Here is a 24557-nt window from a genome sequence, read left to right as displayed (position 1 = left end):
TGTTAAAGCAAAAAACTTTCCAGAAGGGGGGTACTATATTATTTTTAATTAGATATTTTTCGGTTTGATGTATAGATCCTTGCTTTAAGTATGTAGAAAAAATTATTTTTACTAAGTTTACTTCTTCAAGTTCTTTAACTAAAAATGAGATAGCTTTTTCATTTCCATTCTCATCAAAACAAGATTCTCTTTTTCTTGAATAACCAAGTGAAGGAGAACCGCCCAACCATTGACAATTCTTTGCAAGCTCTATCCATATTATCTCTAACACGTTCTGCTATTGTCTCACGCTCTAATTGAGCAAATGCAGAGGCAATATAAATCATAGCACGTCACATTGGAATGGTTGTATCAAATTGTTCTCTAATACTTACAAAGTCAACTCCGTAGGATTGTAATTCATCAAGAGTAGAGGAGAAGTCAGCAACATTTCTTGATATACGATCCAACCTATAGCATATTAATATATCGAATTTTTCCTTCTTTATATCATTTAATAAATTCTGAAATTCAGGTCTATTAGTATTTTTACCACTAAAGCCTTCATCTTCATAAATAGAGTATTAAATTTCTTTATTTTTATTTAGGTTTTCTATGTAGTCTTTACACAATTGAATCTGATTTACTATGCTATCACCTTTACCTGTGAGTTTAGATTTTCTTGAGTAAATAGCAATTTTCATATAATCACTCCTAAGAATATAATACTGTTATTTATATTTATTGGTATTATTATAGCATAAATCTGGAATGAAATGCGAATGCATGTTCTTTAATTTGTTTTAAAAAGTAAATTAAAAAGAATATAGCATCCAAAGATTAAGTAGCAAAAGTGTAAAATAAATTGACTCTTACCTCAGAGGAGGGTGTATATTAATATTTATAGAAAATGTATTGGTATAAGCTAAACATTTAAATAGAAAAATGGATTTGAAAAGGAGAGAAATCGATGAATTTAAAAATACAATACAATTGCCTTGATATAGATTGGAATTATGTATCGATGATATTAAAAAAAGTAGGAATGAGTTATTTTGAAGGAGAAGTACATAAGAAAGCATTTGAGAATAGCCATACTGTTGTATTTGCTTTTGACAATGATAATTTAATAGGTTTTCGTGCTATTTCCGATGGAGTGTACCAAGCAGCAATCTATGATGTAGCAGTATTACCTGAATATCAAGGTAAAAAGATAGGTGCAACAATTGTTGATAACATTTTAAAATGTGTTCCTACATGTAATGTTATATTATATGCTTCACCTGGAAAAGAAAAATTTTATGAAAAATTGAATTTTAGAAAAATGAAAACAGGAATGGCATTATTTCTAAATACAGAAAAAATGCAGATAAAAGGTTTTATAGAATAGAAGTAAAAAAGCATGATATACAAATAATTAGAATACTATATTATTACACAAATGAATTTGTGGTATTTTGTTAACTGAATAGATCAGTATTACATATTAAGGAGAAGAAATGAATATTCGTAAGCAAAAGTGTAAAGAAGAGGAAGAATTAAACAAAAAGAAAGAACGAAAGGTTTATATTGTTTATGTCTTATAGGTTCATTCATGCTATTATTTACTACATTTTTTGGAACAGTAAGAGCAATGAAGCAATCAGTATTTACTATTTTTATAAATAACTCCTCAGAGGGGTTTCCGTATGTAATAATAATTGTAGTTATAACTATTGTTTTTTATGTAATCGTACGTTTTTTTGATTCTAGAAAAAACAAATAAATATTAGTTTATCTAAAAATAGAAGCTGATTTTATATGATTTCATCAATACAGTTCATAATATTGCTTCAAATAAATGAATACTAAATGAAATATTCTTAATTCATATATCTGTAAAAATAAATAGCAAATTGAAATATCACATTATTCAGAAATGAATTTGTGGTATTTTTGTTATTTTATAGAATTAATTTGGCAAAACATGTTATAATGTGAAGAAGAAAAAATGGGAAAGAGATTAAAGTAAATTAGTTAAAATATTGATTAGAGGAAGATAATAATGAGTGATTTATCAAACATATTGTCAAAAGAGTTTTTTGAATTTCCGTTAGTTAATGAGACAGAAGATAATTTTAAAAAGTTTATATCAATAAATTTGGATACTTATATAGAGATTATTGGTACTCTAACTGATAAGGATAAAAAGCGTATTTTAAACAAAGTTATATTTTTAAGCAATAGTATTAAAGATTCTTTAGCAGAATATTATAATGGTCTTCCTCATAAAGCATTTGCTAAATTGGCTAAGGGTATGGATTCAGTTAAATCAGAACTTAAAAATGTAAGCCAATACTATAAATTAACTAATAAAAACTTTTATAGAGCAAGATTGAGTGAAAAAGAATTAAAAAGAGAAGAAATGTTTCATATACCTTATGAGAAAAGAAAACTAATAAGCAATCAAAGATATAGTATTGCAGGTTTCCCGTGCCTTTACTTGGGGTTAACACCATATACTTGTTGGGAAGAGTTAGACAGGCCGGTGCCAAATAATTTTACAGTTTCAATGGTTAGATTAGATGAAAAAGTAAAAATACTGAATTTTGCTATTTTGCCATGTGAGGTAAATAAAGGTACAAATTATTATGCTAGAACACATTTTGAAGAAAAACTTATAGAATCCAATTACAGGAATGTTTTGAAAAGTTATATAAAATGTTTACCAATAATCATGGCATGCTCTGTAAAGGTAAAAGATAGAAAAGCTCCATTTAGAGAGGAGTATATAATTTCACAAATGATCACTCAATGGGTAAGACTTCAAGGAGATATTGATGGAATACAGTACTATTCAACTAAAACTGCTACATATTCAAGAAGAAATAGTAATTTATATAAAAATATTGTTATACCAACTAAGGAAACAGGCTCAGATAAAGGATATTGTAGAAGATTAAGTGAGTTAATAACTATAACGGATTCTGTTCATTGCATGGGAATAGATTTATTTTCAGAAGATTATAATATTGATTTTAGCAGAATAAATGATAAGAGTAATGGATTAATTGATGGAAATTATGTAAAAGAAATTAAAATAAAAAAAGGCGTTAAGTATGCTTATGGGGAAAAAGCAACAGCTCATTATTCTAGCTCTGGCTTTATGGAGATAGTTAATAGATTGATAGATAAGGAATTAGGAAATATAAGAAACTGAAATAATTAAAATCGATATAATATAAATGGAGATAATTTTATATGTGGGGAGAACTATATGGAAAATGCTAAAGATTATGAGAAAAGAATAGTTGTATTTATGGATATACTTGGATTTAAAGAGCACATTAAAGCAACAGAAGAGGAAAAAAATAAAAAAAAGATATTTAGGGTTATGAATTACATAAAAAATGTAGAATCAGATAATTACAAAGAGACCATTAGTTTAGCTGATATAGGAAGAGAAGTAACAGTATTTTCTGATTCTATAGTCATTTCTTACCTAGCAGACGTGCAAAGTTGTGTATATTATATTCTTATTGATATAATACATATTCAATTAGAACTTGCAGTAGAAGGTATAATAGTAAGAGGTGGGATTGCATTAGGAGAATTGTATCATAAACAAAATATAATATTTGGTCCTGCAATGTTAAAAGCATATAAGTTAGAATCAAAATACGCAATTTATCCTAGAATAATATTTACTGAAGATTTAATTAAATATGGAATAGAACATCATATTAGTGCAAATTCACCAGAGCAAGAATTAGAATATCTGCTAAAAATTATAGATGAAGATAAGGATGGATATTATTACACTAATTTTCTACTTCAGTATGGAGAACTTGATGAACTTGAATACTATTATAAAATACTTGATGTACTAAGAAAATTAATCGTAGAAACTATTAATAATAGTTCAGATAAGAATGTAATAAAAAAATATAAATGGCTAAAAAAATATTATAATAGAAGTATAAAAAAGTCATTAAATAATAAAGGGATTACGAAATATAAAATAAAGTAGAACGTAATACAAGGCATTTATTTGAGAAGCATACTAATGAAGATTATTTTATTTATGCATATATTTCTCCTACAAATTTATATGATAGAGATAAGGATGAAATAGAAAAGTATAAAATACTTGATAAGGAATAATATAATGGCATAATTAATTGGTGGAGCATTCTGTTTCTTGGATCTACAGGACAAACAATAATAGCACCTGGAATAGTTTCCTAAAAGGATATTTAAAAAAATAATCGATAACTTTTGGATCGTTAATCAGGAAATAAAATATTATTTATTAGACAGCACCAATATCACAAAAGAGTATATAGAAGAATTGTAATAAATTAATGAGTGTTTCGATGTTTTTAGAAAAGAGTTTAAATAACTGTTAAATTAAATGCAAAAATAAATGTATATTATAAAATAAAAGGAATACTTGAAATAAACAAATGAAATTTTAAGTATTCTTTTTTCTATTTTTAGTCCTAATAAAACAACCGTGACTTGATAAATTAATAAGTTAACATCAATTATTATTAAATTTCATAATCTACACCGGAACATAATAACTACTAGCCAACTGCCCAAACGAAAACACATTAAAAAACACATTATCTATGGCTACGTCATCAATTAGAAATTCCGCAACAAAACTATTAGCTTCATATTCAGACTTAATGTTACTTATATAATTATTTTTCATTTATAAAAAAGCATGAGGATTTTGGATGCAAAACAACATGTCCAATTTCATGTGTCAAAACAAGGCATTTTTCAAATTCAGATAAAGCTGAATTAATAAAAATGAATTTGTTTTTTTATGTATTTTTACATATCCCATATATTACCTAAAGGTTGAGTGATTATAGTTATATTAATAATCCTGCTAATCCATGAGGAGATGAAGTATTATATTTTAGTGTGACATACTCAAAAATGCACCTGAAATAAAAGATATTAACCAAATAAACCATACAGTAATACTAAATTTATGAAAAATAGATTTAAGTTTTTTATCATTCCTAATTAAAATTATAGTTGCAAAAACTACATTTAAAAGCATTAGAATTATTGATAATAAACCTATTAGACCATGAAAATTAAATTGAAAACCACCTTTAGTAAGTTTACTCATAAATACCGTTCCTAAAATATCAAATGCTAATCCTAAGTAAAATACAAATAGATGCCAATTTTTTAATTCACCTTGCTTTTTTCCACTCCATACACCAATCGTATAAAATAAAAGTGATGACGTAATAGATATAATTGCATATCTTAACATAATAAGTCCTCCTAATATGTAAAATCTATATAAAAAATGTTATAAAGACTATTGATTGATAATTAATTTAATCATAAAAAATAATTAATTACAATACATAACCATATAAAATATGGATGGCTGTGTACTTACTGCCACTATGTAAAATGAATGGCAACGATAATATATAGCGCACTCTAATTTTCAATTAAAAGAAAATATTTAAAAAATGTGAATAGTAATTATGATTTAAGTCTAGAATTTAGTCATATTAAGTTAAAGGATATTTAAAAATTTAGAACACGATAAGGTGGGATTGAAATTAGAGAATATGAAATTAAAGATGTTGATTTAAAAACTGCAAAGAATCTAAAGAAAGAAATATGTGAAAAATATAAAGTTATTCCAATAAAAGAAAAACTAGACGAAGTTGTAGTTTTGACATATGAGGTAAATGAAGAAGCTTTAGAATATTTAAGATTTATATATAACAAAAATATAATTATAAAAGAAATAGAAGAAAAAAATTATGAAACTTTAAAGAACATAATTTTTGGAATGGAAGACAAAAGCTTAGAAGATGTTTTAATATTTAATGCAATAAAGGATAAGGCTAGTGATATTCACTTAGAGCCACAAAAGAATTGTGTGTATGTACGGTATAGAATAAATGGAACTTTAGTTTTGGTTCATAAAATAGACTTAAGTGAATATATAAGTCTTGCATCAAAAATAAAACTTAAAGCAAATATGGATATAACAGAGAAGAGAAGGCCTCAAGATGGCAAAATAATTGTTGAATATAATGGCTTGAAGTACGATTTAAGAGTATCATCTATCCCCTTAGTATATGGTGAGAAACTAGTCATAAGAATATTATATTGCGATAATTTTGATTATAAACTTGAGGACTTGGGCTTTTCACAGGAACAGATAAAACTTATTAGAAAAATAATATCATTAAATAATGGTTTGGTTTTGGTAAATGGACCAACTGGTTCGTGTATGAAAGTGCAACAAAAGGGGATCATCATAAACCCATTTTAAGAAACTCTGAAGAGTTTTTTTTTACTTTCACCTGAGCCGATAGGGTGTATAGTCAATACTTCAGTATCATTATTATAATCTATTTTTTCAATTAAGTAATTAATAATCCTTCTTTGATTTTCAACAGGTTCATTTTTGATGTTTATACATTTATCTAATAGAGCACTTATAAAATTAACATCATAATCTTCAGTAGAACTATTTTCTATATTTGTGTTTATAGATTTTATATCTTTTTCTAATTCAGCAATCTCAATTTTTAGAGTTCTTATTTTATTAATAAAAATATCCATTAGGTCATCAGCTATAGCTAATTTTTCAATTAGGCCATTTAATTGTTTAGTCTTAGTTAAGATCTGTTTTTCTATATTAGATTTTTTAATTTTATCTTCTTTAACTTTATTACTTTCAGTTCGTACCTTGCGGATTCTATCAAGAAAAGTTTTCTTATTTTTAGCCATTTCAATTAAACTATCCAATACACAGTCTTCTAATTTTTCTCCAATTAAGTTTTTGCTACTACAAAGTGTTCCACTGCTACGTCTTTTTAAGTTGCATTTATAATAAATTTTCTTTAATCCAGTATCTTTATCTCTATGCCCTTGTACTATACCCATAGTACTTTCACAAGAGCTGCATACTAGTTTGCCAGTAAGTATTGCATTATTAGTTTTTCCACTGTTAGGAGCCAAGAATTTGTTCGTCTTAAGTTGCTTTTGAACTTCTAACCATGTATCAGGTTCTATAAAGCCTATACATCTTTTACTTACGGACGCAATCCATTCAGATTTATCTTTGTAAGGATTTGATTTCTTACCATCTCTAATGCTTGTGGAAGTTCTGTTATATTGTAAAATTCCATGAATTCCATCAGGAGTACCATAAACATTAATATCATCATCTGCAAGATATTTTAGAACATCATCCGAACTTTTAACGTAAAGAGGATTTTTCAAAACCTTATGTATAGTGGTTAAAGCAAAATACTTTCCAGACGAGGGTACTATATTATTTTTCATTAGATATTTTTCAGTTTGATGTATAGATCCTTGCTTTAAGTATGTTTCAAAAATTATTTTTACTAAATTTATTTCGTCAGGTTCTTGAACTAAAAATGAGATAGCTTTTTCATTTCCATTATCATCAAAACAAGATTCTCTTTTTCTAGAATATCCAAGTGGAGGAGGACCTCCTAACCATTGACCATTCTTTGCAAGCTCTATCATATTATCTCTAACACGTTCTGCAATTGTTTCACGCTCTAATTGAGCAAATACACTAGCTATATATATCATTGCTCTTCCCATTGGACTAGTTGTGTCAAATTGCTCTCTAATACTTACAAAGTCAACTCCATAGGATTGTAATTCATCAAGAGTATTGGAGAAATCAGCTACGTTACGAGATATACGATCCAACCTATAGCATATTAATATATCAAACTTTTCTTTTTTTATATCATTTAATAATTTTTGAAATTCAGGTCTATTAGTATTTTTACCACTGAAACCTTCATCTTCATAAATAGCGTATTCAATTTCTTTATTTTTATTTAGATTTTCTATGTAGTCTTTACACATTTGAATTTGATTTCCAATGCTATCACCTTTGCCTGTGAGTTTAGATTTTCTTGAGTAAATAGCAACTTTCATATAATCACTCCTAAGAATATAATACTTTTACCTATATTTATTGGTAATATTATAGCATAAATTTAGAATAAAATACGAATGTATGTTTGTAAAAATTTATGTTTATTTGAATTGGCAGAATATAATTTGTAGTTATATTATGCAAAATATAAATTATAAATTATTGTAATAATATGATATAATTAACTATTAAATTGAAAATATTGAGAGGGAGAGAAGAAATATGAAGAATATATTGCATTTAGTACTTAAGTTTCCTAATATAACTTCAATAATGGTAAATGAGAAGAAAACAGATACAATTACAGAACATAGAAATTTATGCGAATTAAATAATAGACTTATTTGGGGGCAAGACTCGGACAAGAAAATAAGTGGACTAGCTGAAAAAAATAGAAACAGGATTAAACAACAAATAAATGATGGTATTAATACCTATGCATTTTTTTTAGCGGATAAGAAAGGTGAAAAAGAATTATATGTTGGTAAAATGTTAAATGTCTACGATAAAGGAGAAGTAAAACAAAATAGTGATTTGATTAATTACATTCCAAGTTATTATTCTTATAAAGTTGGAACCGCTGAAGATAAGAATAATTTATTTGTTGATGTTAAAACATTTCTTAAAATAAATAAAAAGTACTTAAGTGATATAACAATTGAAAGTAATAAAAAAAACATTATGGAAATTAAAAATAATACTCCAGTTTTTCTAGTAAATATTGATGATAAATTAGATAGTCTTTTGAATGAATTACTTATTGATAAAGAGATGAAGTTTCAAAACGAAGTAGAATTGGAGGAGGTACCTGACTCAATAACAGTAACTGATGAACCAAAGGAAAAGCCAAAGAAATCAAATGGAAGTGATGCTAGTTATTACAGAAGGAATCCAAGGATATCAAAGACAGCAATTGTTGATGTGAAATATCAATGTGAAGTTGATAAAGATCATAAGCATTTTATTTCTAAGTTTACATCCCAAAACTATGTAGAAGCACATCATCTAATTCCAATGGAATATCAAGAAAAATTTGATTGCAGTATTGATATTGAAGCTAACGTTGTCTCTTTATGTGTATGTTGTCATAAAAAGCTTCATCATGGAAAGTATGAAGAGATAAAGCCATTAATTGAAAGACTCTATGATGAGAGAATTAATAGACTTAATAAATGCAATATAAATTTGGCAAAAGAAAAATTACTAACTTATTATCAAAAATAAATCTTTTGGAATCTTGTACAGTTATCATAGATATGGAGAATAATTAAATTAACATAAGATGCACTTTAGTAAAAATGACTTAAAGGAGAGTAACAATGAATAGTGTAATTTTACAACCGACAGGAAATAAAGATGCGAAAACCCATTTTGAAGAAACAATAAATAGTTATGTAGAATTAGGAAAATTAAAAAAGTATTTAGATAAGAATGATATTCAAAAGCTAAAATCAATTTATCCAGATGAAAAGATTTATATATGGGGAGTGACTCCAGGGGAAAAGCAAGTTAACGTAAACAAATGGAACAAAATAAAACAAGGTGATGTTACACTATTCTCAGCTGATAAGAAAATTTTTGCCTCAGCGGTCACAACATATAAAGTTCATAACAAGCAATTAGCTGGTTATCTATGGGGGACAAATAATAAGGGACAGACATGGGAATATATTTATTTTATAGATGAACTTGCTAGAATTGATATTTCTTATGAGGAATTTAATAAAGTGGTCGGATATAAGTCAAAAAATATAATTCAAGGATTTGGTGTGCTGAACCAAGAGAAAAGTCAAAAACTAATGGAATACTTTGAGATAGATAGTGATGTTTATGGAGAAGCAATTAACTATGATGAATATAAATCTGAAATAGAAAAGCTAATCAGCAAAGAAAGTCTTGATAATAAAAGTACAGGAACAAGTAGAAAAGAGCAGTCATTTTTAAGAAAATATCTATTTAAAGGTAAGAAAATTTGCAAATGTGGAATATGTGGTAAAGAATTACCAATAGAATTGTTAGTTACAGCTCACATAAAACAAAGGTCTAAATGTACTTTGGAGGAAAGATTAGATGTTAAAAACATTGTTATGCCAATGTGTAAATTGGGATGTGATGATTTATATGAACATGGCTATTTACTTGTAGAGCAAGGTATTATTATGCGTAATGAGGAAAAAGTATTTACAAAAGATATTGATAATTGTATAAGCAGTTTTGAAAATAGTAAATGTTCTTATTGGAATGAAAATACAGAAAAATATTTTACTGCTCATAATGATAAATTTTTAAGAAAATAAGGGAGAAAAGAATGGATAATATAAAACTTTTACAAAATAAAGTTAAAATGTTTTGCGAAGAAAGAGAATGGGATGAATTTCATAATCCTAAAGATTTAGCTATAGGTATTTCAACTGAGGCCAATGAATTATTAGATATTTTTAGATTTAAAACTGAAAAACAGATGGATGAAGATTTTGAAAAAATGAGACCTGCAGTTGAAGAGGAATTAGCAGATGTTCTTTTCTTTGTTTTAAGGTTTGCTCAGAAAAATAATATTGATTTACAAGAAGCACTTAATAAAAAGTTAGATAAGAATGCTCAAAAATACCCAATTGAAAAGGCAAAGGGTAACAATAAGAAATATGATCAACTGTAAGAAATATTTTAGATAAGTATTAAATTAATAGATAAGCTTAAGTTTATATTTTGTTAATTGAGAAGTAATTGGGGTGAAATTATGAATTGTTGTGAAAAATGCTTTAATAATAAGGATATAATTAAATTTATAAAATCTAATAAAACAAAAGGAAAGTGTGCCTTTTGCAATAGTACTAAAGTATATATTTGTAGCACTGATAATGTAGGAAGTTTTATTCGTGAAGGATTCAACAGAGCGTATGAACATTTAGAAGGTTTAACAGGCGCAATGTGGGATTGTGATGAACATGAATATATAGGGAAAGATGGAGATGATGCAGGAAGATCATTGCATGAAATTTTATTTTGGACTGAGCAAATATTTTCTGAAAAATACGATGCGGATACTGTTAAAATATTATTAGAGACATTAATGGAATCAAGTGGGCCGTCAATGAGAGAAATACGACAAGGTGAAATAGATTATTTAAGCGATGTTTATGATGCGTGTTTTGTATTGAAAAATGACTTATATGGAGAAGAAAGTACAAATGAACATATAGCTTGGGAGATATTTAAATATAAATGTAAATACTATAATAGGTATTTTGATGTTTCTAAAAATCAATCTTCAAGGAAAAAACTTTTAAATCAACTTAAGAATATTTTTAAACACATGAAATGTTACTTAGATTTAGAAACAACCTTATATAGATCACGTCCTTATGAAATTATAGAGTTAGAGCAGTTTAATAAAATAGATTTTTATAGGGAAGTTGCACCAGCACCAGCAGCTTTATCAATAAATAATCGAATGAGTCCTAAAGGAATATCTTATACTTATTTAGCTGATAATATTAAAACTTCAATACAGGAAATAAGGCTTGAATCAGGGCAACATTGTATCATTGGAGAATTTCATCCTAGAAAAAAGATAAATATATTGGATTTATCAGTTAGTCCGAAATTTACTTATAGGAGTATATTTAGTAAAAAGTATAATCATGATTTGAATTGGATAGAGGAATTTATAAATAGTTTCGCAAACGAGATAAGTAAACCAATATCAGAGAAAGATAAAGAAATAGAATATATTGCAACTCAAATATTAGCAGAATATATAAGAATGTTAGGCTATGAAGGAATTAAATATGAGAGTAGTCTTATTAAAGGAACGTATAATTATGCTTTGTTTTGTGGACCTAACACGGAATTATGCAGTGAGATGTATAGTTATCAATATAATCAATATATAGGTGAAGAATTAGTTTACTTTACAGATTGGTTGAAATTAGATTCTTTTTCATATCAAAGATTTGATGGGATGAAATTAGATATGGTTAAATATATAAATAATATTAATGATATTAAAGATAAATCACTTATTCCCAATGGTATATATGCATCTGAAACATTTTATAATGTTTCAGAAATAAAAAATAGATTGAATGAGTTGAGTGAATATATAAAATTAAATTATGATGCGTATATAGATAATAGTATTGCAAAAGATTTTAGTTTAGAAGATAGCGTAATTAAAATAGTTAATGATTATGATAATTCTAAATATAGAGGATCATATAGTATTGATGTTACTAAAGGATTTCATTATTTGGATGTATACTTATGTGTAGAGGAGATGCAGAAAAATACTAAATTCTATTTTAGGCATAAACAAGAAGATGAAATGTGGAATAAATTACTCGTTACTAAAATAAATTAAAACATTATACCTAGAAAATTTATATGTATGATACCACATTATTCAGAATGAATTTGTGGTATTATTGTTATTTTGTAGTACACTGGTAAAATATGTTATAATAAAAATATACTTATAGTGAAAGTAGTGAAAGTTTTTCTTAAATTTACGATTTAGATTGGTGTGTGAATAAATATGGATAATAAATCAAAAGAACTTTTAGTTGGTTTGTTAAAAGCAGGGATATCGGATATACCGCTTGTAGGGGGGCTTCTAAATGAGGTTTGTTTTGAAATTAGGGGTAGAATTGCTCAGAAGAGGGTAAATGACTTTACTAATAGTTTTATAGCGTATATTAGTGAATTAGGATTAAATATTGATGAAAATGTAATGACGTCAGAGGAGTTTAATGATATATATATATCAATACTTAAACACGTTATTGAAACTAAATGTGAGCATAAGCTTAAAATATTTAGGGAGATTTTAAAATCTAATACTATAAATCCATGTGAATCTAATTTTAAAGAAACTTTTTTAGAATTAGTAAAGAAACTTGATTATATTGAAATTGAGATCTTGAAAATATATAAAGATACTGGAGTGGAAGGAAATATAGGAGTTCCAGAAGGTAATGATATTTTTGTAAGTTCAAGAAAAAGTAGATCATGTAAAGAAGTTATAACAGAGAATATTAAGGAAAGTAATGCAGAATTAACAGCTCTTGAAATCGAGGGAAAATATGAGTTTTATATCTGTGACTTAATTTCAAAGTCTTTGCTTATTGATACAAAGACCACAGGAAATATTTATGGTGATTTAAAGAAAGATGCATTTACAATGCTATATATAACATACTTTGGTAAAGAATTTATGAAATTTATTCAAGCTGATATTTAGATATATTCTAGAGTATTAATGGTTTTTTAGAAAAATGTTATTTGTTAGTACCAAATTATTCAGAAATGAATTTGTGATATCTTTGTCGTTTTTACAACTTATGTGGTAAAATACTCTATAAGAAGAACATATTTGAATTTTTAGGTAATAAATTATTATTTAAAATATAATTTATTAGAAAGTTTAACATTCTTCTAGGCTGTGATACATAATAAGCTATTATATCTTCTATAAATAACTTATTATATAATAAAATTATTGATTTATAAGGATTGGAGAGTGAATACAAAATGAGTATTGCTATATATGTTTGTGGACAAATTGCTTCGGGAAAAACTACTATTTCTGAGCAGTTATCAAAAGAATTAAATTTACCACTTTTTAAAGTTGATGATATTAGAAAAAGTTTTAATAATGATAAGGACGTTTGGAAGGAATTAATTACTGAACTAAAAGTAAATCAAAGCTACATTTTCGAATCAACAGGCTTAAGCAAGCGTATGGAACAACTAATTATAAATGATATAAAACTTAATAGAAGCTTTTTCATCATCAAATTAATCTGTTCTAAAGAAAAAGCGTTGGAGAGAGCAAAAAATCGAAACGTTACTTTTCCAAAATGGGAATATTCGTTTACATTAGAAGAAAGTATAGAGTGGGTTGATAATGAAATAAAAAAACTTGATGCGGATATAGAAATAAATACAGATAATACGGAAAGTAGAGATGTAGTCCAAAGTATAATTCAAAGGTTAAAGGATCAAAAATTAATTTGATTTTAGGAGCAGATACTATGAATGAAATAAATATTGTTATGGATAATGGCATAAATGTGTTCCTGAACACATTGAGCCAAAAACAGATTGAAATAGAAGTATATTATAAATACAGTTCACTATTTAAAGAAATTATAAATGATATTTATCTAAATTATCCAACTAAACAATCTATTCTTAACACATTAGTGGAAGTGTGTTTAAACTTTGAACATTCTATATTTTGTGTTGTTAATGGATTTTATGAAAACTCAATGGACTCTCTTAGAAAATCTATAGAATTAGTTGTTTTTGGAATATATTTTGATAAACATCCTGGTTTATATACTACATGGTTAAGTGGGAGAAGTGAATTTGGATTTAAACAAAAACTTAATGAAATTTATACCTTTTCAGAATTGGGAAGATGGGCAAATTTAAGTTTTTTTAATAGCTTGAATGATGATATATATAGATTATTTCAAGAATTAAGCTCATATACACACTCTAATCCAACTAAGTGGCAACAATCTCAAAGATATACAAATCATTTAGAATTTTTATCAGATAGCTTCGATATATGGTTCAATGACTATAAAATAGTTATAGAGTATTCAACAACATTATTACTTCTATATTTGCCTGAGATAGTTAATCAAGCTAGCTCGGTCTTAATAGACCATGCAAGATTTGAAGATATAATGAATAATATATTATAATGGGGGACAAACAATTATGATTTCATCTATGTGGAAAGATAAAATTGAATGGCATTTAAAGATGGCATCTGAAGCAAAGACTAAAAGAGATAAAAGAGATTTAGCGTATAGAACTTCGATTGTTGGAGAAAATGTAATTAATATATTAAGGTTTTCAATAGATGGAAAAGCTGAATCAACATTTTTTATGATAGTTTCATCAATAAAAAGATACATGGCCTTAGGAATATTATCAAAAGATTATATGCCTATTTTGAGTGAAAGTTATGAATATTACAAGTTAGATACATATATTAATACATCTTCGAATAGTTTTAGTTTTCATAGGATGGAGATTTTGCATTGTGAAATTTGTAATCTAGTAAAAGAGGTAGAAAGTTACTTGAAAAAAGAGGGGAAAATGTAAAAAATGCACAATTTAAATTTAGAAGAGCTAATGTCTAGTTTTTTTGAATTAGAGGCGAATTTAGAAAAAAGACAGATTCAATTTAATGATCCATATACGTTATTTCTGAGACTAAGTGCTAATTGGTATAAAATCAGAACGATGTGTGATGAATTAACATATAGCGAAGTACTAAGGATATATAATCAACTGCTTCAATGTGAAAATTTAATTGAATCAATTATTCTTATTGGTTCAGTCTCAAGTGGAAACTACTCTAAAGAAAGTGATATTGATATTGTAGTTATTCTTAGAAGAAATAAAAAAATAAATGAGCTGAGATATGTGAGTGTATTTAAAGATATAAACATAGTTTATCAAACTAAAAGTGAGTTTTTAAGTCACTATAGAAGTGGCTATGAATTTTATGTATGGTGTGTTAAATATGGTGTTCTATTATTTGATAAGGGATACTTTAACTCATTATATAGATATCCACAAGGGATGGTGAATAAGGATGAAATAATACATAAAAGAACATATATAAATAGTATTATTATTAAAACCTATGAAGCATTGACAAATAACGACAGAGATTTAGGAATAAAGTTTATTAAAAAAATGGTAATACAATCAGCAAGAATAATACTAATATCAAAAGATATTGTTGCTAGGAGCAGAGGTGAAATAGGGAAACAATTGTTAAATACAGGAGCAGAATTTTATGAGTTATATATGATTTTAGATAAGTTGAAGTTTATGAATAATTATGAATTAACGGAATATGCTAATAAAATTTTCCAATTCATAAATAATTACATTGAAGATTATTATAAAACCAAATAGAACTGAATTTTAATGATTAATAATATTATATATTCTAAATTGAAAAAGAACCTTAATTGCTAATAGAATAGTAACTTAAGGTTCTTTATTATTTAATTTCAATTTCACAATATCAACCGGAACATAATAATTCATAGCCAGCTATTCTAAAGAAAAACCATCCAATTCAAGCTGATCCGCAGCCACATCAACAATCAAAAACTCGGCAACAAACACATTGCTAAAATAATATATCAACTATTTTATGTAATTTTGTTTTAAAAATAATGCTAAAATTTTCTTTCTCCACTGATGAGTTTTGAAGATTTTTAGTTGATTGATTCAAATTACTATTATTATTTTCTGAATTCTCATTTTGATATTCTAAGTTATACCTAAATTTAGCTTTATAAAGAAATGTTTTTAATGCTTTATAAGAATCCTTTTCATCAGAAATTTTGTTTGGAAAATCAATAATTGAAGTTAAGAATGTATAAATTGAACCAATGATAAAAGAACTCATTAAAATAAAAGGTATCAATTGGTTATTATTTGTGATAAATTTGGTTGTAAGTGCACTACTAGCGGATACAATAAAAGCAAGAATAGAATTAGTTATTAATGTTTTTTTTGAATTGTAGCTAGGATCTCCATGTAAAATATCTTCCTGATTTTTTACATAAGTTATTAATAGATTAAAGTTTTCATCACTTAAAGAACCTATATTATTATTCAGTAAGTAGTTATAAAAAATATCTAATCTAACTTGATCGTATTTATTAAAATCTAATGAATGTATAGCATTGTAAGTTGCTATATATTCATTAGTTTTTTTGTTTATTTTTCTGTTAAAGAAAAAAGCATTTAATATAAATGAAACAACTAAAGAAGTACAAATCAAAGAAGTGAGATCTAAAGATTTTATATTTAACAACTTAATTACGATAACTAGCATAGATGACCCAATAAGAGTATAAATTATTAAAGTTTTTAATGTAATGCTATTTGGTTTTTTTATTTTATAATAAGAAGAGGTACTTTTAAAATAATCGACAATAGAATCTAAATTAGTATAATTCATTACTTACTCCTTATAATAGTTAGTATTAAACTTCAATTTCATAATTTCCACAGGAACATAATAACTACTAGCCAACTGTTCAAAAGAAAACCCATCCAAATCTAACTTATCTATTGCCATATCATCAATCAAAAATTCAGCCGCAAACATATTAGCTTCATATTCAGATTTAATGTTACTTATATAATTATTTTCATTTATGAAAAAGCATGAAGATTTTGGATGCAAAACAGCATGTCCAATTTCATGTGCCAAAACAAAGCGTTTTTCAAATTCAGATAAAGCTGAATTAATAAAAATGACTTTGTTTTTTTTCATATATTTGTACATACCCCATACGTTGCCTAAAGGCTGAGTAATTATAGTTATATTAAGACATTCTGCTAATTCATAAGGGGATGAAGTATTATATTTCTTCTTTAGTTTATTAATAATTTTTTTTATATAATCCCCTGTCAAATTAATCCCCACCTACTTCTTAAATTTCTTTGGTGTATATTTATCCTTATTGTTAACCTTTATTTTTTCAAGAGCTATTTGCATAGCAAGTTCTAAATAATCAAAATCTTTATCTTCAAGTTCTACGCCATTATAATATTTTGTTCCATCCTTTTGTTCTCTGTAGTCATCCATTATGTTTTTTAAATCTTTTTGGATGTCATTCTTATCTTTTTTAGTTAATTCGGTCTCAGAATTTGATGATTGTAAATCATTTTTGCCTAAGATGTAATCAGTAGATTTATCGAAAATTTCTGAAAGTTTCCTGATAGTATCATCTGTCAAAGGTATTTTACTAGTTTCATATTTTGAAATCGCAGAACGCTTAACACATAATTTTTCTCCTAATTCGTCTTGTGTCCAACCTTTAGATAGTCTAAGTTCTTTAATTCTGTTCATAATTAACACCTCAAAATAATTATATAATATCCTAATAGGAAATTATATGAGTGTTCCTAATTGGAAATATTTTTTTGAAATAATATTGACAATTTCCTAATAGGAACATATAATTAAAGTATCCTAACAGGAACGGGGGTGAAAAAGAAATGTATGCTAATTTAAGAGTAACAAGAAACACAAATTCAATTTCAGTTAAGCAAATGTGCAATCTATTAGGATTAAAAACCAAAGCAGCATATTATAAAAAAGAAATGGGGAACGTTAATTTTACATTGATAGAAGCAAAGAAGATTTCCGATTTTTTTAATATGCCAATTGAAGAGATTTTTTTTAAACAAATATGTTCCTAATAGGAACTAAAATGATTATTATTTTTAATTTCATTCATTATTTAAATTATAAGTTTGAAAGTAGGTGAAATAAATGTCTAGAAAAGCAACTAAAGCTATTGATAATGTATTTTATCAAGCACGAATGGAAGCATCAAAGTTTAATGATTGTTTAAACAGTAGGGAAGGTGCATCAGAAAAGATAGGAATAGATCGTACAAGACTAGCACGTATAGAGCTTGGAAGTTTGAATCCATATCCTGAAGAAGTACTTTTAATTTCAGATACTTACAATACTCCTGAATTAAACAATTATTATTGTTCGAATTTATGTCCATTAGGAAAACAAACAATACCACAAATTAAAATTTGTAAAATTGAAAGATTAACGATTCAAATACTTTCAGTTTTAAATGGTACAAGCATACACAAAATAAAAGATTCACTAATTGATATAACAGAAGATGGTCAAATAACTAAAGATGAGGTTCCAAGATTAAAAGAAATAATAGATACCTTAGATGAAATATCAGCTAAGTCACAAGCATTAAAGCTATGGGCTGAAAAACATTTAATAATTAATTGTAGGAGGGATACTTAATGAAAGCAGTTTGGATTTTTAAAAATGAAGAACATGAAAAAGAAATTCAAGGAAAACTAATGGACATGCTTGTAGAAGATGCAATAAATATTTATCCAAGTGATCAAATTAATGCACTTGTTAAGTTTGGAAAGGCAGGACTTTTAAATTTAGAGTAGGAGTGAGAATATGTTTTATTTATTTTTAGATTTACTTAAATTACAAACAACTAAAGATGAATTTACTGAGATTATAAAAATGACAGATGATGATATCAAATTTAATAGAGTACATTTTGGAAAGACAACTAATTTGAAAGAATACATTAGAATCTGTGCTTTATGTGCAAAGACATTTTCAAGAACAGTTACAACCAATATGCAAAACACCTTAGATGCATTAGATAGAGTAGTAAACGCAACGCTTGAAAGAGGTGATAGGGGAACTAATAAATCATTAAGAGAAATCATAGAAGAAGAAGTTCAAAAAGTAAAAGAGCAAGGAGGATATTATGAAAAACATATTAATTAAAAAATTAATTCTTAAGAATTTTAAAGGTATTAAGGAATTAGTAATTGATTTTGAAAAAATAACAAATATCTTAGGAGAAAACGCAACAGGAAAAACAACAGTCTTTGATAGCTTCTGTTGGCTACTCTTCGGAAAAGATAGTAAGGATAGAAAAGACTTTGAAATAAAAACATTAGGTCCTGATGGAGAAGCGCTACATGGGTTAGAGCATAGCGTAATTGGAATATTAGATGTAAATGGTGAAGAAATAACACTTCAAAGAATTTTTACAGAGAAATGGACAAAGAAAAAAGGACTTGCAGATAAAGTTTTCTCAGGTCATGAAACAACTTATTATATCAACCAAGTCCCAGCTAAACAAAAAGAATATAACGAAAAGGTTACTAATATCTTGGCGGATAATACCTTTAAGTTACTATCTAATCCACTCTATTTTAACAGTATAGAGTGGAAAAAGCAAAGGGAGATATTATTAGAGATCATAGGAGACATTGATCAAGATAATGTAATTAACTATAAAAAAGAATTAAAGCCACTTGAACAATTATTATCGAATAATACTCCAATAGAAGATTTTAGAAAGAAAGTAAAGGATCAAATTTCTAAATATAGCAAAGATAAAGAATCAATTCCTTTTAGGATTGATGAATGTAATAATTCCATAGTTGAAGAAGATTTTAAAATCTTAGAGGACAGAAAAGTAATAATTCAAAATGGAATTAATGCATTATCCAAACAAATAGCTGCAGGTGATAATAGTTCTGAAAATATGAAATTAGAAAAAGAACTATCAGACTTAAAACTTAAATACAATTCTAAATTAGTAGAAGCTAAAGAAAATTCAAATAAACCATTAGATGAATTTAATATACAGATTTCAGATAAAAAGTATGAAATAAATGATTTAGAGCATCAGATTCAAATTCTAAATAGAGATAAGTTTGATACTGAGGAAGCAATTAAAGCAGCTTATGGAATAAGAACAAACTATATAGAAAAGCAAAAATCATTGAGAGATATATGGCATAAAGAAAATAATGTGATATTTGAATTTGATGAAAATGAGAAATTCTGTCCGACATGTCATAGAGAATATGAAATTGAACAGCTAGAAGAAATCAGAACCAATGCTCAAGGATATTTTGAAGAATCAAAAAACAATAAGCGTAATTCAATAAATAAGCAAGGTAAAGAGCTTGGAGAAAAAATAAACCAACTTGAGACTTCAATTAAAGAAAATAGTGAAAATCTAATAGGCTACGAAGAGAAATTAAGTGAATATAACTCCAAAATGGAGCTGCTTAAATCAGAGCTAGAACAATTAGAGAAGGATAAACAAAGCTTAAATATTAATAATACAATAACTTTTACTGGCGAACAGGAATTAACTAATTCTATTAATGAAATTAAAGGTAAAATAGCAAACTTTAAATTAACTGACAATACAGAGTTGGCTAATAGAAAGCTCAATTTAGAAAGAGAATTAGAAAATATAAGTAAGCAGCTAGGAAAAAAAGATAATAATGAAACTTTAAGAAAAAGAATTCAAGATCTTCAAGAAGAAGAAAGAACTTTGGCAAATGAAATTGCAAAGCTTGAAGGATACGACTTCCTGTGTGAGGAGTTCATAAGAACAAAAGTTGGATTATTAGAAGAGAGAATAAATTCTAAATTCAAAACAGTAAGATTTAAATTATTTAAACAACAAATAAATGGCGGAATTGACGAATGTTGTGAGGCTTTAATAGATGGAGTTCCATTTAGTAATGCAAATACTGCAAGTCAAATAAATGCAGGAATAGAGATTATTAATACCCTTTCAGAATTTTATGAAGTAAATGCTCCAATATTTATAGATAACAGGGAAAGCATTAATCAAATAGTACCAACAGATAGTCAAATAATTAATTTGATAGTAAGTAAAGATAAGGAGCTAAAAGTGGAGTGTAAAGAAAAGCAGGAGGTTGCTTGATGAATATATCAAAAAATATAAAAGAGATTAGAAAGTTAAAGGATATTACTCAAAAAGAACTTGCTGAAAAAATTAATGTTGATGTTAGGACAATCCAAAATTATGAAAGTAGTAGGAGAGAACCAAATACAAAAGCTATTAATACAATTGCAAATGCCATTGGTGTTCCGATTGTAGCATTAACAGATGATAATTATTTTAAACGTCAGGAATTGCTTCAAAAACTCAAAGAGTTGATAGATAAACAAGGAATAGTTGGAACTGATATTAACAGAATCATAAATTCTTTATTAAACATGGAGGGGAAATAGTAATGAATGATAGGTTATTAGAAATATTAAATTATTTATCTGATTTCAGTTCTGAGAAATCTAAATGCTTTGGTACACCAGAGCAGCGTAAAGAGCATGAAGAAAAAGCTACTGAAATATATAAGATTCTAGTAGATGAAATAGTTGATTTGTTTGTGGACTCAAGGGTTATAGAAGAAACTTCAAAAATAAGCGAAGAAAATAAGATAAATGAAAATAGTTTTAAAGAATTTTATAGAAGTTTCTCAGAGGATCCAAAAGTAAAGGTAACAGTTGTACATGAACTAGTAAAGCCCAAATGGGGACTTCAAGAAGTATGTATGGATGATGTTATGTATGCATTAGGCTATAACATTGGGTCTGCAGATATTAATAAAGTACTAAAGGAAGCAAGATTTTATATTAAGGAGGAAAAATAAATGGCTGAAACCGGATTAACGTTAAGTAAAGAAGATGCATTTAATAATGTGATGGCTAAAATAGCAGGACTTGAAAAGAATAATGGTATTAAACTACCTAAAAATTACTCGGCGGAGAATGCAATTAATTCAGCATGGTTAATGCTCCAGGAGGTTGTAGATAAAGAAAAGAAACCAGCCTTGGATGTTTGCACAAAAAATTCAACAGTTGAAGCTCTATATAATATGGTATTGCAAGGATTAAGCCCATCAAAAAGGCAATGCTATTTCATAGTACATGGTAGTAAGTTAACCCTTATGAAAAGTTATATGGGAAGTATAGTAGCGACTAAAAGGATTAACGGAATAAAAGATGTAAAAGCTTTTATATTATACGAAGGAGATATCTTTGAAACAATATTTAATAATGAGACTTATACGATTGAATTTAACTACCAACCCAAATTTGAAAATATAAATTCAAATAAGATAAAAGGAGCATTTGCATTAATAATAGGTGATGATAATAAGATTTTGCATACAGAAATGATGACAATGGAACAAATAAAAAAATCATGGGCAATGGGGCCAGCATATAAAAGTGGAAAATCAAGTACACATACTGACTTCGCAGAAGAAATGGCCAAGAAAAGCGTAATAAATAGAGCTTGCAAGAGATTCTACAATACATCAGATGATAGTGATTTATTACTAGATAGCTTAAATAATACTGATGAAGATTATGATGAGGCAGATATTATTGAAAATGTAAAAGACCAGGTACATGAAGAAATCAAAGCTAATGCGAATCAAGAAATCATAGATGTTGATATTGAACCAATAAAACAAATTAATGAAAATACCATTAAGAATCCAATTCAAGAAAATCCTAAATCAGAAAAAGCTGAACAGCAGTTAATGTGTGAATTCTAATGATTAAGGTATTAGCATCAGGAAGCACAGGCAATTGTTATATTATCCAAGCAGGGGATGACATTCTCTTGCTTGAGTGTGGAATAAACATCAAAGACATTAAGCAAGGATTGGATTTTGATTTAAGTAAGGTAAAAGGGTGTTTAGTTACCCATGAACATAAAGATCATTGTAAATCTATAAATAATATATTAGCAGCAGGTATTGATGTTTATATGAGTCAAGGAACAGCTAAAGGAATGGAGTTTCTAGATGAGAGATATAGTTATAGATTCAATTATTTAAGGCATAAGGTACCTAAGAATATAGCTGGATTTACAATAATTCCATTTAATGTTCAGCATGATGTAAATGAGCCATTAGGATTTTTAATATATCATCCCACAATAGGAAAGATAGTATTTGCAACAGATACGTATAGTTTATTAAATATAACATTCAAAAATGTAGACCACATCTTAATAGAATGTAATTACTTCGAAGGTGTGCTTCAAACATTGCCAGTGAGTAGAGCAATAAGACTTATAAAATCACATATGAGTTTAGAAAACTTAATAGAAACGCTAAAATCGTGGGAATTAGGTAATACAAAGGATATAACACTAATTCATATAAGCAATGATAATGGAGAGCCTGAAAGGTTTCAACAAGAAATAGAGACACTTACAGGAATTAAAACATATGTAGCAGAACCAGGATTAATAGTTGGGAGGTAAGATCTTTGAGTGATAATAAAAAATATTACTATTTAAAACTTAAAGAAGATTTTTTTGAATCTGATGAAATAAAAATAATAGAAAGTTTGCCTAATGGATATCTCTATTCAAATATACTCTTAAAACTATATTTAAAGGCATTAAAACGTGAGGGAAAGCTTATGGTTACAGATATTATTCCATATACTTTGGAAACCTTAGCGAAAGTGTTAGGACATAATATTGATACTGTAAGAACTGCAATAAATACTTTCAAGGAATTTAATCTTATAGAAATGTTAGATAATGGCGCAATATATTTAACAGAAATACAAAACTTGATAGGTCAAAGTAGTTCAGAAGGGGATAGGAAAAGAAATTATAGAAAGAAAATTGAAGAAGAAAAAAATCTATTAAATGGAGGACAAATGTCCCAACAACAGAAACAAATTAAGGGACAAATGTCCCAAGATAATATACAAATGTCCGGACAAATGTCCCAAATAAATAATAGTGAAATAGTAAGAATTGATGATCAAAAATGGGACAAAAGTCCGGACAAATGTCCCGAAGAAAATCAAGAACCTTGTAAAAATGCGGAGTTAGATATTGACAAAGGACAAATGTCCGGACAAACGTCCACCAGAGATAGAGATAGAGATAGAGATAGAGATAGAGATAGAGATAAAGAGCTAGAGATAGAGATAGAACCAAAGGGGGAACAAGTCCCATCATCTCCTCTTTCTTTTCCTTCCCCAATTCATGAATTAATATTTAAAAGTTTTAGTGAGGTGACATATAAAACTTGGTTTGCAAATACAAAGATTGAATCTAAAGACGATTTGTTGATAATAACTGCAGCTACTGATTTGCAAATGGGGGTAATTAAAAAATATGCTCCTAAGTTGCAAATAATAACTGGAAAACAGATTGATGCTAAAACTTTAGATGGCTAGGAGGAGATT

Annotated in this window: 29 protein-coding genes and 1 pseudogene; 23 read left to right on the top strand and 7 right to left on the bottom strand. The window is 27.1% G+C overall.

The annotated features are described in order from the left end of the window. Nucleotides 1–34: 34 nt before the first annotated feature. Nucleotides 35–683 (bottom strand): annotated as a pseudogene (locus tag psyc5s11_RS28225) (recombinase family protein); the annotation flags it as partial. A 266-nt stretch (nucleotides 684–949) separates the two neighbouring features. Here psyc5s11_RS28225 and psyc5s11_RS15370 point away from each other — a divergent pair. From psyc5s11_RS15370 to psyc5s11_RS15360, 3 genes are all read left to right on the top strand, one after another. After that, nucleotides 950–1369: a GNAT family N-acetyltransferase gene (locus psyc5s11_RS15370; protein WP_224033384.1), complete on the top strand. Its 420-nt coding sequence runs from the start codon at nucleotides 950–952 to the stop codon at nucleotides 1367–1369. Nucleotides 1370–2023: 654 nt separating this feature from the next. Beyond that, nucleotides 2024–3178: an RES domain-containing protein gene (locus tag psyc5s11_RS15365; protein ID WP_224033383.1), complete on the top strand. Its 1155-nt coding sequence runs from the start codon at nucleotides 2024–2026 to the stop codon at nucleotides 3176–3178. Between the two features lie 57 nt (nucleotides 3179–3235). Further along, nucleotides 3236–3988 (top strand): hypothetical protein, encoded by a 753-nt coding sequence (locus psyc5s11_RS15360; protein ID WP_224033382.1) that lies wholly within the window; start codon nucleotides 3236–3238, stop codon nucleotides 3986–3988. Between the two features lie 679 nt (nucleotides 3989–4667). Here psyc5s11_RS15360 and psyc5s11_RS28220 read toward each other — a convergent pair. Further along, nucleotides 4668–4781 carry an ImmA/IrrE family metallo-endopeptidase gene (locus psyc5s11_RS28220; protein ID WP_375542011.1) on the bottom strand — a complete coding sequence of 38 codons (114 nt, stop codon included), beginning with the start codon at nucleotides 4779–4781 and terminating at the stop codon, nucleotides 4668–4670. A gap of 110 nt (nucleotides 4782–4891) precedes the next feature. Further along, complete coding sequence (locus psyc5s11_RS15350) at nucleotides 4892–5260, bottom strand: HsmA family protein (protein ID WP_224033381.1); 369 nt, start codon at nucleotides 5258–5260, stop codon at nucleotides 4892–4894. Nucleotides 5261–5677: 417 nt separating this feature from the next. Here psyc5s11_RS15350 and psyc5s11_RS15345 point away from each other — a divergent pair, with 417 nt between their 5' ends. Next, nucleotides 5678–6286 (top strand): GspE/PulE family protein, encoded by a 609-nt coding sequence (locus tag psyc5s11_RS15345; RefSeq protein WP_311196368.1) that lies wholly within the window; start codon nucleotides 5678–5680, stop codon nucleotides 6284–6286. Here psyc5s11_RS15345 and psyc5s11_RS15340 read toward each other — a convergent pair. Further along, nucleotides 6283–7938 (bottom strand): recombinase family protein, encoded by a 1656-nt coding sequence (locus psyc5s11_RS15340; RefSeq protein ID WP_224033380.1) that lies wholly within the window; start codon nucleotides 7936–7938, stop codon nucleotides 6283–6285. The two genes, psyc5s11_RS15345 and psyc5s11_RS15340, sit on opposite strands and share 4 nt — an antisense overlap. 223 nt (nucleotides 7939–8161) lie before the next feature. On the opposite strand from psyc5s11_RS15340, the gene psyc5s11_RS15335 reads away from it, so the two are divergent. From psyc5s11_RS15335 to psyc5s11_RS15295, 9 genes are all read left to right on the top strand, one after another. Next, on the top strand, nucleotides 8162–9163 hold the full coding sequence (locus psyc5s11_RS15335; RefSeq protein ID WP_224033379.1) for an HNH endonuclease: 1002 nt from the start codon (nucleotides 8162–8164) through the stop codon (nucleotides 9161–9163). Nucleotides 9164–9258: 95 nt separating this feature from the next. Further along, complete coding sequence (locus psyc5s11_RS15330; protein WP_224033378.1) at nucleotides 9259–10236, top strand: hypothetical protein; 978 nt, start codon at nucleotides 9259–9261, stop codon at nucleotides 10234–10236. Nucleotides 10237–10247: 11 nt separating this feature from the next. Then, complete coding sequence (locus tag psyc5s11_RS15325) at nucleotides 10248–10595, top strand: nucleotide pyrophosphohydrolase (protein ID WP_224033377.1); 348 nt, start codon at nucleotides 10248–10250, stop codon at nucleotides 10593–10595. An 81-nt stretch (nucleotides 10596–10676) separates the two neighbouring features. Next, nucleotides 10677–12299 (top strand): RES domain-containing protein, encoded by a 1623-nt coding sequence (locus psyc5s11_RS15320; RefSeq protein ID WP_224033376.1) that lies wholly within the window; start codon nucleotides 10677–10679, stop codon nucleotides 12297–12299. A 174-nt stretch (nucleotides 12300–12473) separates the two neighbouring features. Then, the gene (locus psyc5s11_RS15315) at nucleotides 12474–13178 is read left to right on the top strand and encodes a hypothetical protein (protein WP_224033375.1); all 705 of its coding nucleotides are present in this window, start codon (nucleotides 12474–12476) and stop codon (nucleotides 13176–13178) included. A 290-nt stretch (nucleotides 13179–13468) separates the two neighbouring features. Further along, nucleotides 13469–13954, top strand: a complete 486-nt coding sequence (locus psyc5s11_RS15310) for a P-loop NTPase family protein (RefSeq protein ID WP_224033374.1) — start codon at nucleotides 13469–13471, stop codon at nucleotides 13952–13954. Nucleotides 13955–13971: 17 nt separating this feature from the next. Then, nucleotides 13972–14652 carry a hypothetical protein gene (locus tag psyc5s11_RS15305; RefSeq protein WP_224033373.1) on the top strand — a complete coding sequence of 227 codons (681 nt, stop codon included), beginning with the start codon at nucleotides 13972–13974 and terminating at the stop codon, nucleotides 14650–14652. Between the two features lie 16 nt (nucleotides 14653–14668). Next, entirely contained in the window at nucleotides 14669–15058 is a 390-nt protein-coding gene (locus psyc5s11_RS15300) for a hypothetical protein (RefSeq protein ID WP_224033372.1), read from the top strand. A 3-nt stretch (nucleotides 15059–15061) separates the two neighbouring features. Then, nucleotides 15062–15883 (top strand): nucleotidyltransferase domain-containing protein, encoded by an 822-nt coding sequence (locus psyc5s11_RS15295; RefSeq protein WP_224033371.1) that lies wholly within the window; start codon nucleotides 15062–15064, stop codon nucleotides 15881–15883. Nucleotides 15884–16103: 220 nt separating this feature from the next. Here psyc5s11_RS15295 and psyc5s11_RS15290 read toward each other — a convergent pair whose 3' ends face one another. From psyc5s11_RS15290 to psyc5s11_RS15280, 3 genes are read right to left on the bottom strand one after another with little or no spacing between them, the layout of a single operon-like run. Continuing rightward, complete coding sequence (locus psyc5s11_RS15290) at nucleotides 16104–16943, bottom strand: hypothetical protein (RefSeq protein WP_224033370.1); 840 nt, start codon at nucleotides 16941–16943, stop codon at nucleotides 16104–16106. A gap of 3 nt (nucleotides 16944–16946) precedes the next feature. After that, complete coding sequence (locus psyc5s11_RS15285; RefSeq protein WP_224033369.1) at nucleotides 16947–17402, bottom strand: ImmA/IrrE family metallo-endopeptidase; 456 nt, start codon at nucleotides 17400–17402, stop codon at nucleotides 16947–16949. Nucleotides 17403–17414: 12 nt separating this feature from the next. Beyond that, nucleotides 17415–17840, bottom strand: a complete 426-nt coding sequence (locus psyc5s11_RS15280; protein WP_224033368.1) for a helix-turn-helix domain-containing protein — start codon at nucleotides 17838–17840, stop codon at nucleotides 17415–17417. 149 nt (nucleotides 17841–17989) lie between these two features. Between psyc5s11_RS15280 and psyc5s11_RS15275 the strand changes: the two genes are divergently transcribed. The 10 genes from psyc5s11_RS15275 to psyc5s11_RS15230 all read left to right on the top strand — a co-directional run bounded on the left by psyc5s11_RS15275 (nucleotide 17990) and on the right by psyc5s11_RS15230 (nucleotide 24548). Beyond that, a complete protein-coding gene (locus tag psyc5s11_RS15275; RefSeq protein WP_224033367.1) occupies nucleotides 17990–18193 on the top strand; it encodes a helix-turn-helix transcriptional regulator in 204 nt (67 codons plus the stop codon). A 73-nt stretch (nucleotides 18194–18266) separates the two neighbouring features. Then, the gene (locus psyc5s11_RS15270) at nucleotides 18267–18773 is read left to right on the top strand and encodes a helix-turn-helix domain-containing protein (protein ID WP_224033366.1); all 507 of its coding nucleotides are present in this window, start codon (nucleotides 18267–18269) and stop codon (nucleotides 18771–18773) included. Further along, nucleotides 18773–18931: a hypothetical protein gene (locus psyc5s11_RS15265; RefSeq protein WP_224033365.1), complete on the top strand. Its 159-nt coding sequence runs from the start codon at nucleotides 18773–18775 to the stop codon at nucleotides 18929–18931. The genes psyc5s11_RS15270 and psyc5s11_RS15265 overlap by 1 nt, the downstream gene beginning before the upstream one ends. 10 nt (nucleotides 18932–18941) lie before the next feature. Further along, nucleotides 18942–19283 carry a hypothetical protein gene (locus psyc5s11_RS15260; protein ID WP_224033364.1) on the top strand — a complete coding sequence of 114 codons (342 nt, stop codon included), beginning with the start codon at nucleotides 18942–18944 and terminating at the stop codon, nucleotides 19281–19283. Then, the gene (locus psyc5s11_RS15255; protein WP_224033363.1) at nucleotides 19264–21255 is read left to right on the top strand and encodes an AAA family ATPase; all 1992 of its coding nucleotides are present in this window, start codon (nucleotides 19264–19266) and stop codon (nucleotides 21253–21255) included. Before psyc5s11_RS15260 ends, psyc5s11_RS15255 begins: the two co-directional genes overlap by 20 nt. Further along, complete coding sequence (locus psyc5s11_RS15250; RefSeq protein ID WP_224033362.1) at nucleotides 21255–21566, top strand: helix-turn-helix domain-containing protein; 312 nt, start codon at nucleotides 21255–21257, stop codon at nucleotides 21564–21566. The genes psyc5s11_RS15255 and psyc5s11_RS15250 overlap by 1 nt, the downstream gene beginning before the upstream one ends. 2 nt (nucleotides 21567–21568) lie before the next feature. Then, nucleotides 21569–21985: a hypothetical protein gene (locus tag psyc5s11_RS15245; protein ID WP_224033361.1), complete on the top strand. Its 417-nt coding sequence runs from the start codon at nucleotides 21569–21571 to the stop codon at nucleotides 21983–21985. Further along, complete coding sequence (locus psyc5s11_RS15240) at nucleotides 21986–22897, top strand: RecT family recombinase (RefSeq protein WP_224033360.1); 912 nt, start codon at nucleotides 21986–21988, stop codon at nucleotides 22895–22897. Continuing rightward, nucleotides 22897–23613: an MBL fold metallo-hydrolase gene (locus tag psyc5s11_RS15235; RefSeq protein ID WP_224033359.1), complete on the top strand. Its 717-nt coding sequence runs from the start codon at nucleotides 22897–22899 to the stop codon at nucleotides 23611–23613. The genes psyc5s11_RS15240 and psyc5s11_RS15235 overlap by 1 nt, the downstream gene beginning before the upstream one ends. A gap of 5 nt (nucleotides 23614–23618) precedes the next feature. Then, entirely contained in the window at nucleotides 23619–24548 is a 930-nt protein-coding gene (locus psyc5s11_RS15230) for a phage replisome organizer N-terminal domain-containing protein (protein WP_224033358.1), read from the top strand. Nucleotides 24549–24557 lie beyond the last annotated feature (9 nt).

It is taken from the genome of Clostridium gelidum (assembly GCF_019977655.1).
Taxonomy (GTDB): Bacteria; Bacillota; Clostridia; order Clostridiales; family Clostridiaceae; genus Clostridium; species Clostridium gelidum.
This window is presented reverse-complemented; position numbering and strand designations above follow the sequence as displayed.

Bases quoted from the DNA above. Each gene is read 5' to 3' on its own strand.
- psyc5s11_RS15245 (WP_224033361.1), top strand. From the start codon at position 21,569: ATGAATGATAGGTTATTAGAAATATTAAATTATTTATCTGATTTCAGT.
- psyc5s11_RS15315 (WP_224033375.1), top strand. From the start codon at position 12,474: ATGGATAATAAATCAAAAGAACTTTTAGTTGGTTTGTTAAAAGCAGGG.
- psyc5s11_RS15280 (WP_224033368.1), bottom strand. From the start codon at position 17,840: ATGAACAGAATTAAAGAACTTAGACTATCTAAAGGTTGGACACAAGAC.
- psyc5s11_RS15235 (WP_224033359.1), top strand. From the start codon at position 22,897: ATGATTAAGGTATTAGCATCAGGAAGCACAGGCAATTGTTATATTATC.
- psyc5s11_RS15295 (WP_224033371.1), top strand. From the start codon at position 15,062: ATGCACAATTTAAATTTAGAAGAGCTAATGTCTAGTTTTTTTGAATTA.
- psyc5s11_RS15370 (WP_224033384.1), top strand. From the start codon at position 950: ATGAATTTAAAAATACAATACAATTGCCTTGATATAGATTGGAATTAT.
- psyc5s11_RS15360 (WP_224033382.1), top strand. From the start codon at position 3,236: ATGGAAAATGCTAAAGATTATGAGAAAAGAATAGTTGTATTTATGGAT.
- psyc5s11_RS15290 (WP_224033370.1), bottom strand. From the start codon at position 16,943: ATGAATTATACTAATTTAGATTCTATTGTCGATTATTTTAAAAGTACC.
- psyc5s11_RS15330 (WP_224033378.1), top strand. From the start codon at position 9,259: ATGAATAGTGTAATTTTACAACCGACAGGAAATAAAGATGCGAAAACC.
- psyc5s11_RS15250 (WP_224033362.1), top strand. From the start codon at position 21,255: ATGAATATATCAAAAAATATAAAAGAGATTAGAAAGTTAAAGGATATT.
- psyc5s11_RS15240 (WP_224033360.1), top strand. From the start codon at position 21,986: ATGGCTGAAACCGGATTAACGTTAAGTAAAGAAGATGCATTTAATAAT.
- psyc5s11_RS15365 (WP_224033383.1), top strand. From the start codon at position 2,024: ATGAGTGATTTATCAAACATATTGTCAAAAGAGTTTTTTGAATTTCCG.
- psyc5s11_RS15325 (WP_224033377.1), top strand. From the start codon at position 10,248: ATGGATAATATAAAACTTTTACAAAATAAAGTTAAAATGTTTTGCGAA.
- psyc5s11_RS15275 (WP_224033367.1), top strand. From the start codon at position 17,990: ATGTATGCTAATTTAAGAGTAACAAGAAACACAAATTCAATTTCAGTT.
- psyc5s11_RS15300 (WP_224033372.1), top strand. From the start codon at position 14,669: ATGATTTCATCTATGTGGAAAGATAAAATTGAATGGCATTTAAAGATG.
- psyc5s11_RS15255 (WP_224033363.1), top strand. From the start codon at position 19,264: ATGAAAAACATATTAATTAAAAAATTAATTCTTAAGAATTTTAAAGGT.
- psyc5s11_RS15265 (WP_224033365.1), top strand. From the start codon at position 18,773: ATGAAAGCAGTTTGGATTTTTAAAAATGAAGAACATGAAAAAGAAATT.
- psyc5s11_RS15310 (WP_224033374.1), top strand. From the start codon at position 13,469: ATGAGTATTGCTATATATGTTTGTGGACAAATTGCTTCGGGAAAAACT.
- psyc5s11_RS15260 (WP_224033364.1), top strand. From the start codon at position 18,942: ATGTTTTATTTATTTTTAGATTTACTTAAATTACAAACAACTAAAGAT.
- psyc5s11_RS15340 (WP_224033380.1), bottom strand. From the start codon at position 7,938: ATGAAAGTTGCTATTTACTCAAGAAAATCTAAACTCACAGGCAAAGGT.
- psyc5s11_RS15335 (WP_224033379.1), top strand. From the start codon at position 8,162: ATGAAGAATATATTGCATTTAGTACTTAAGTTTCCTAATATAACTTCA.
- psyc5s11_RS15305 (WP_224033373.1), top strand. From the start codon at position 13,972: ATGAATGAAATAAATATTGTTATGGATAATGGCATAAATGTGTTCCTG.
- psyc5s11_RS15350 (WP_224033381.1), bottom strand. From the start codon at position 5,260: ATGTTAAGATATGCAATTATATCTATTACGTCATCACTTTTATTTTAT.
- psyc5s11_RS15270 (WP_224033366.1), top strand. From the start codon at position 18,267: ATGTCTAGAAAAGCAACTAAAGCTATTGATAATGTATTTTATCAAGCA.
- psyc5s11_RS15320 (WP_224033376.1), top strand. From the start codon at position 10,677: ATGAATTGTTGTGAAAAATGCTTTAATAATAAGGATATAATTAAATTT.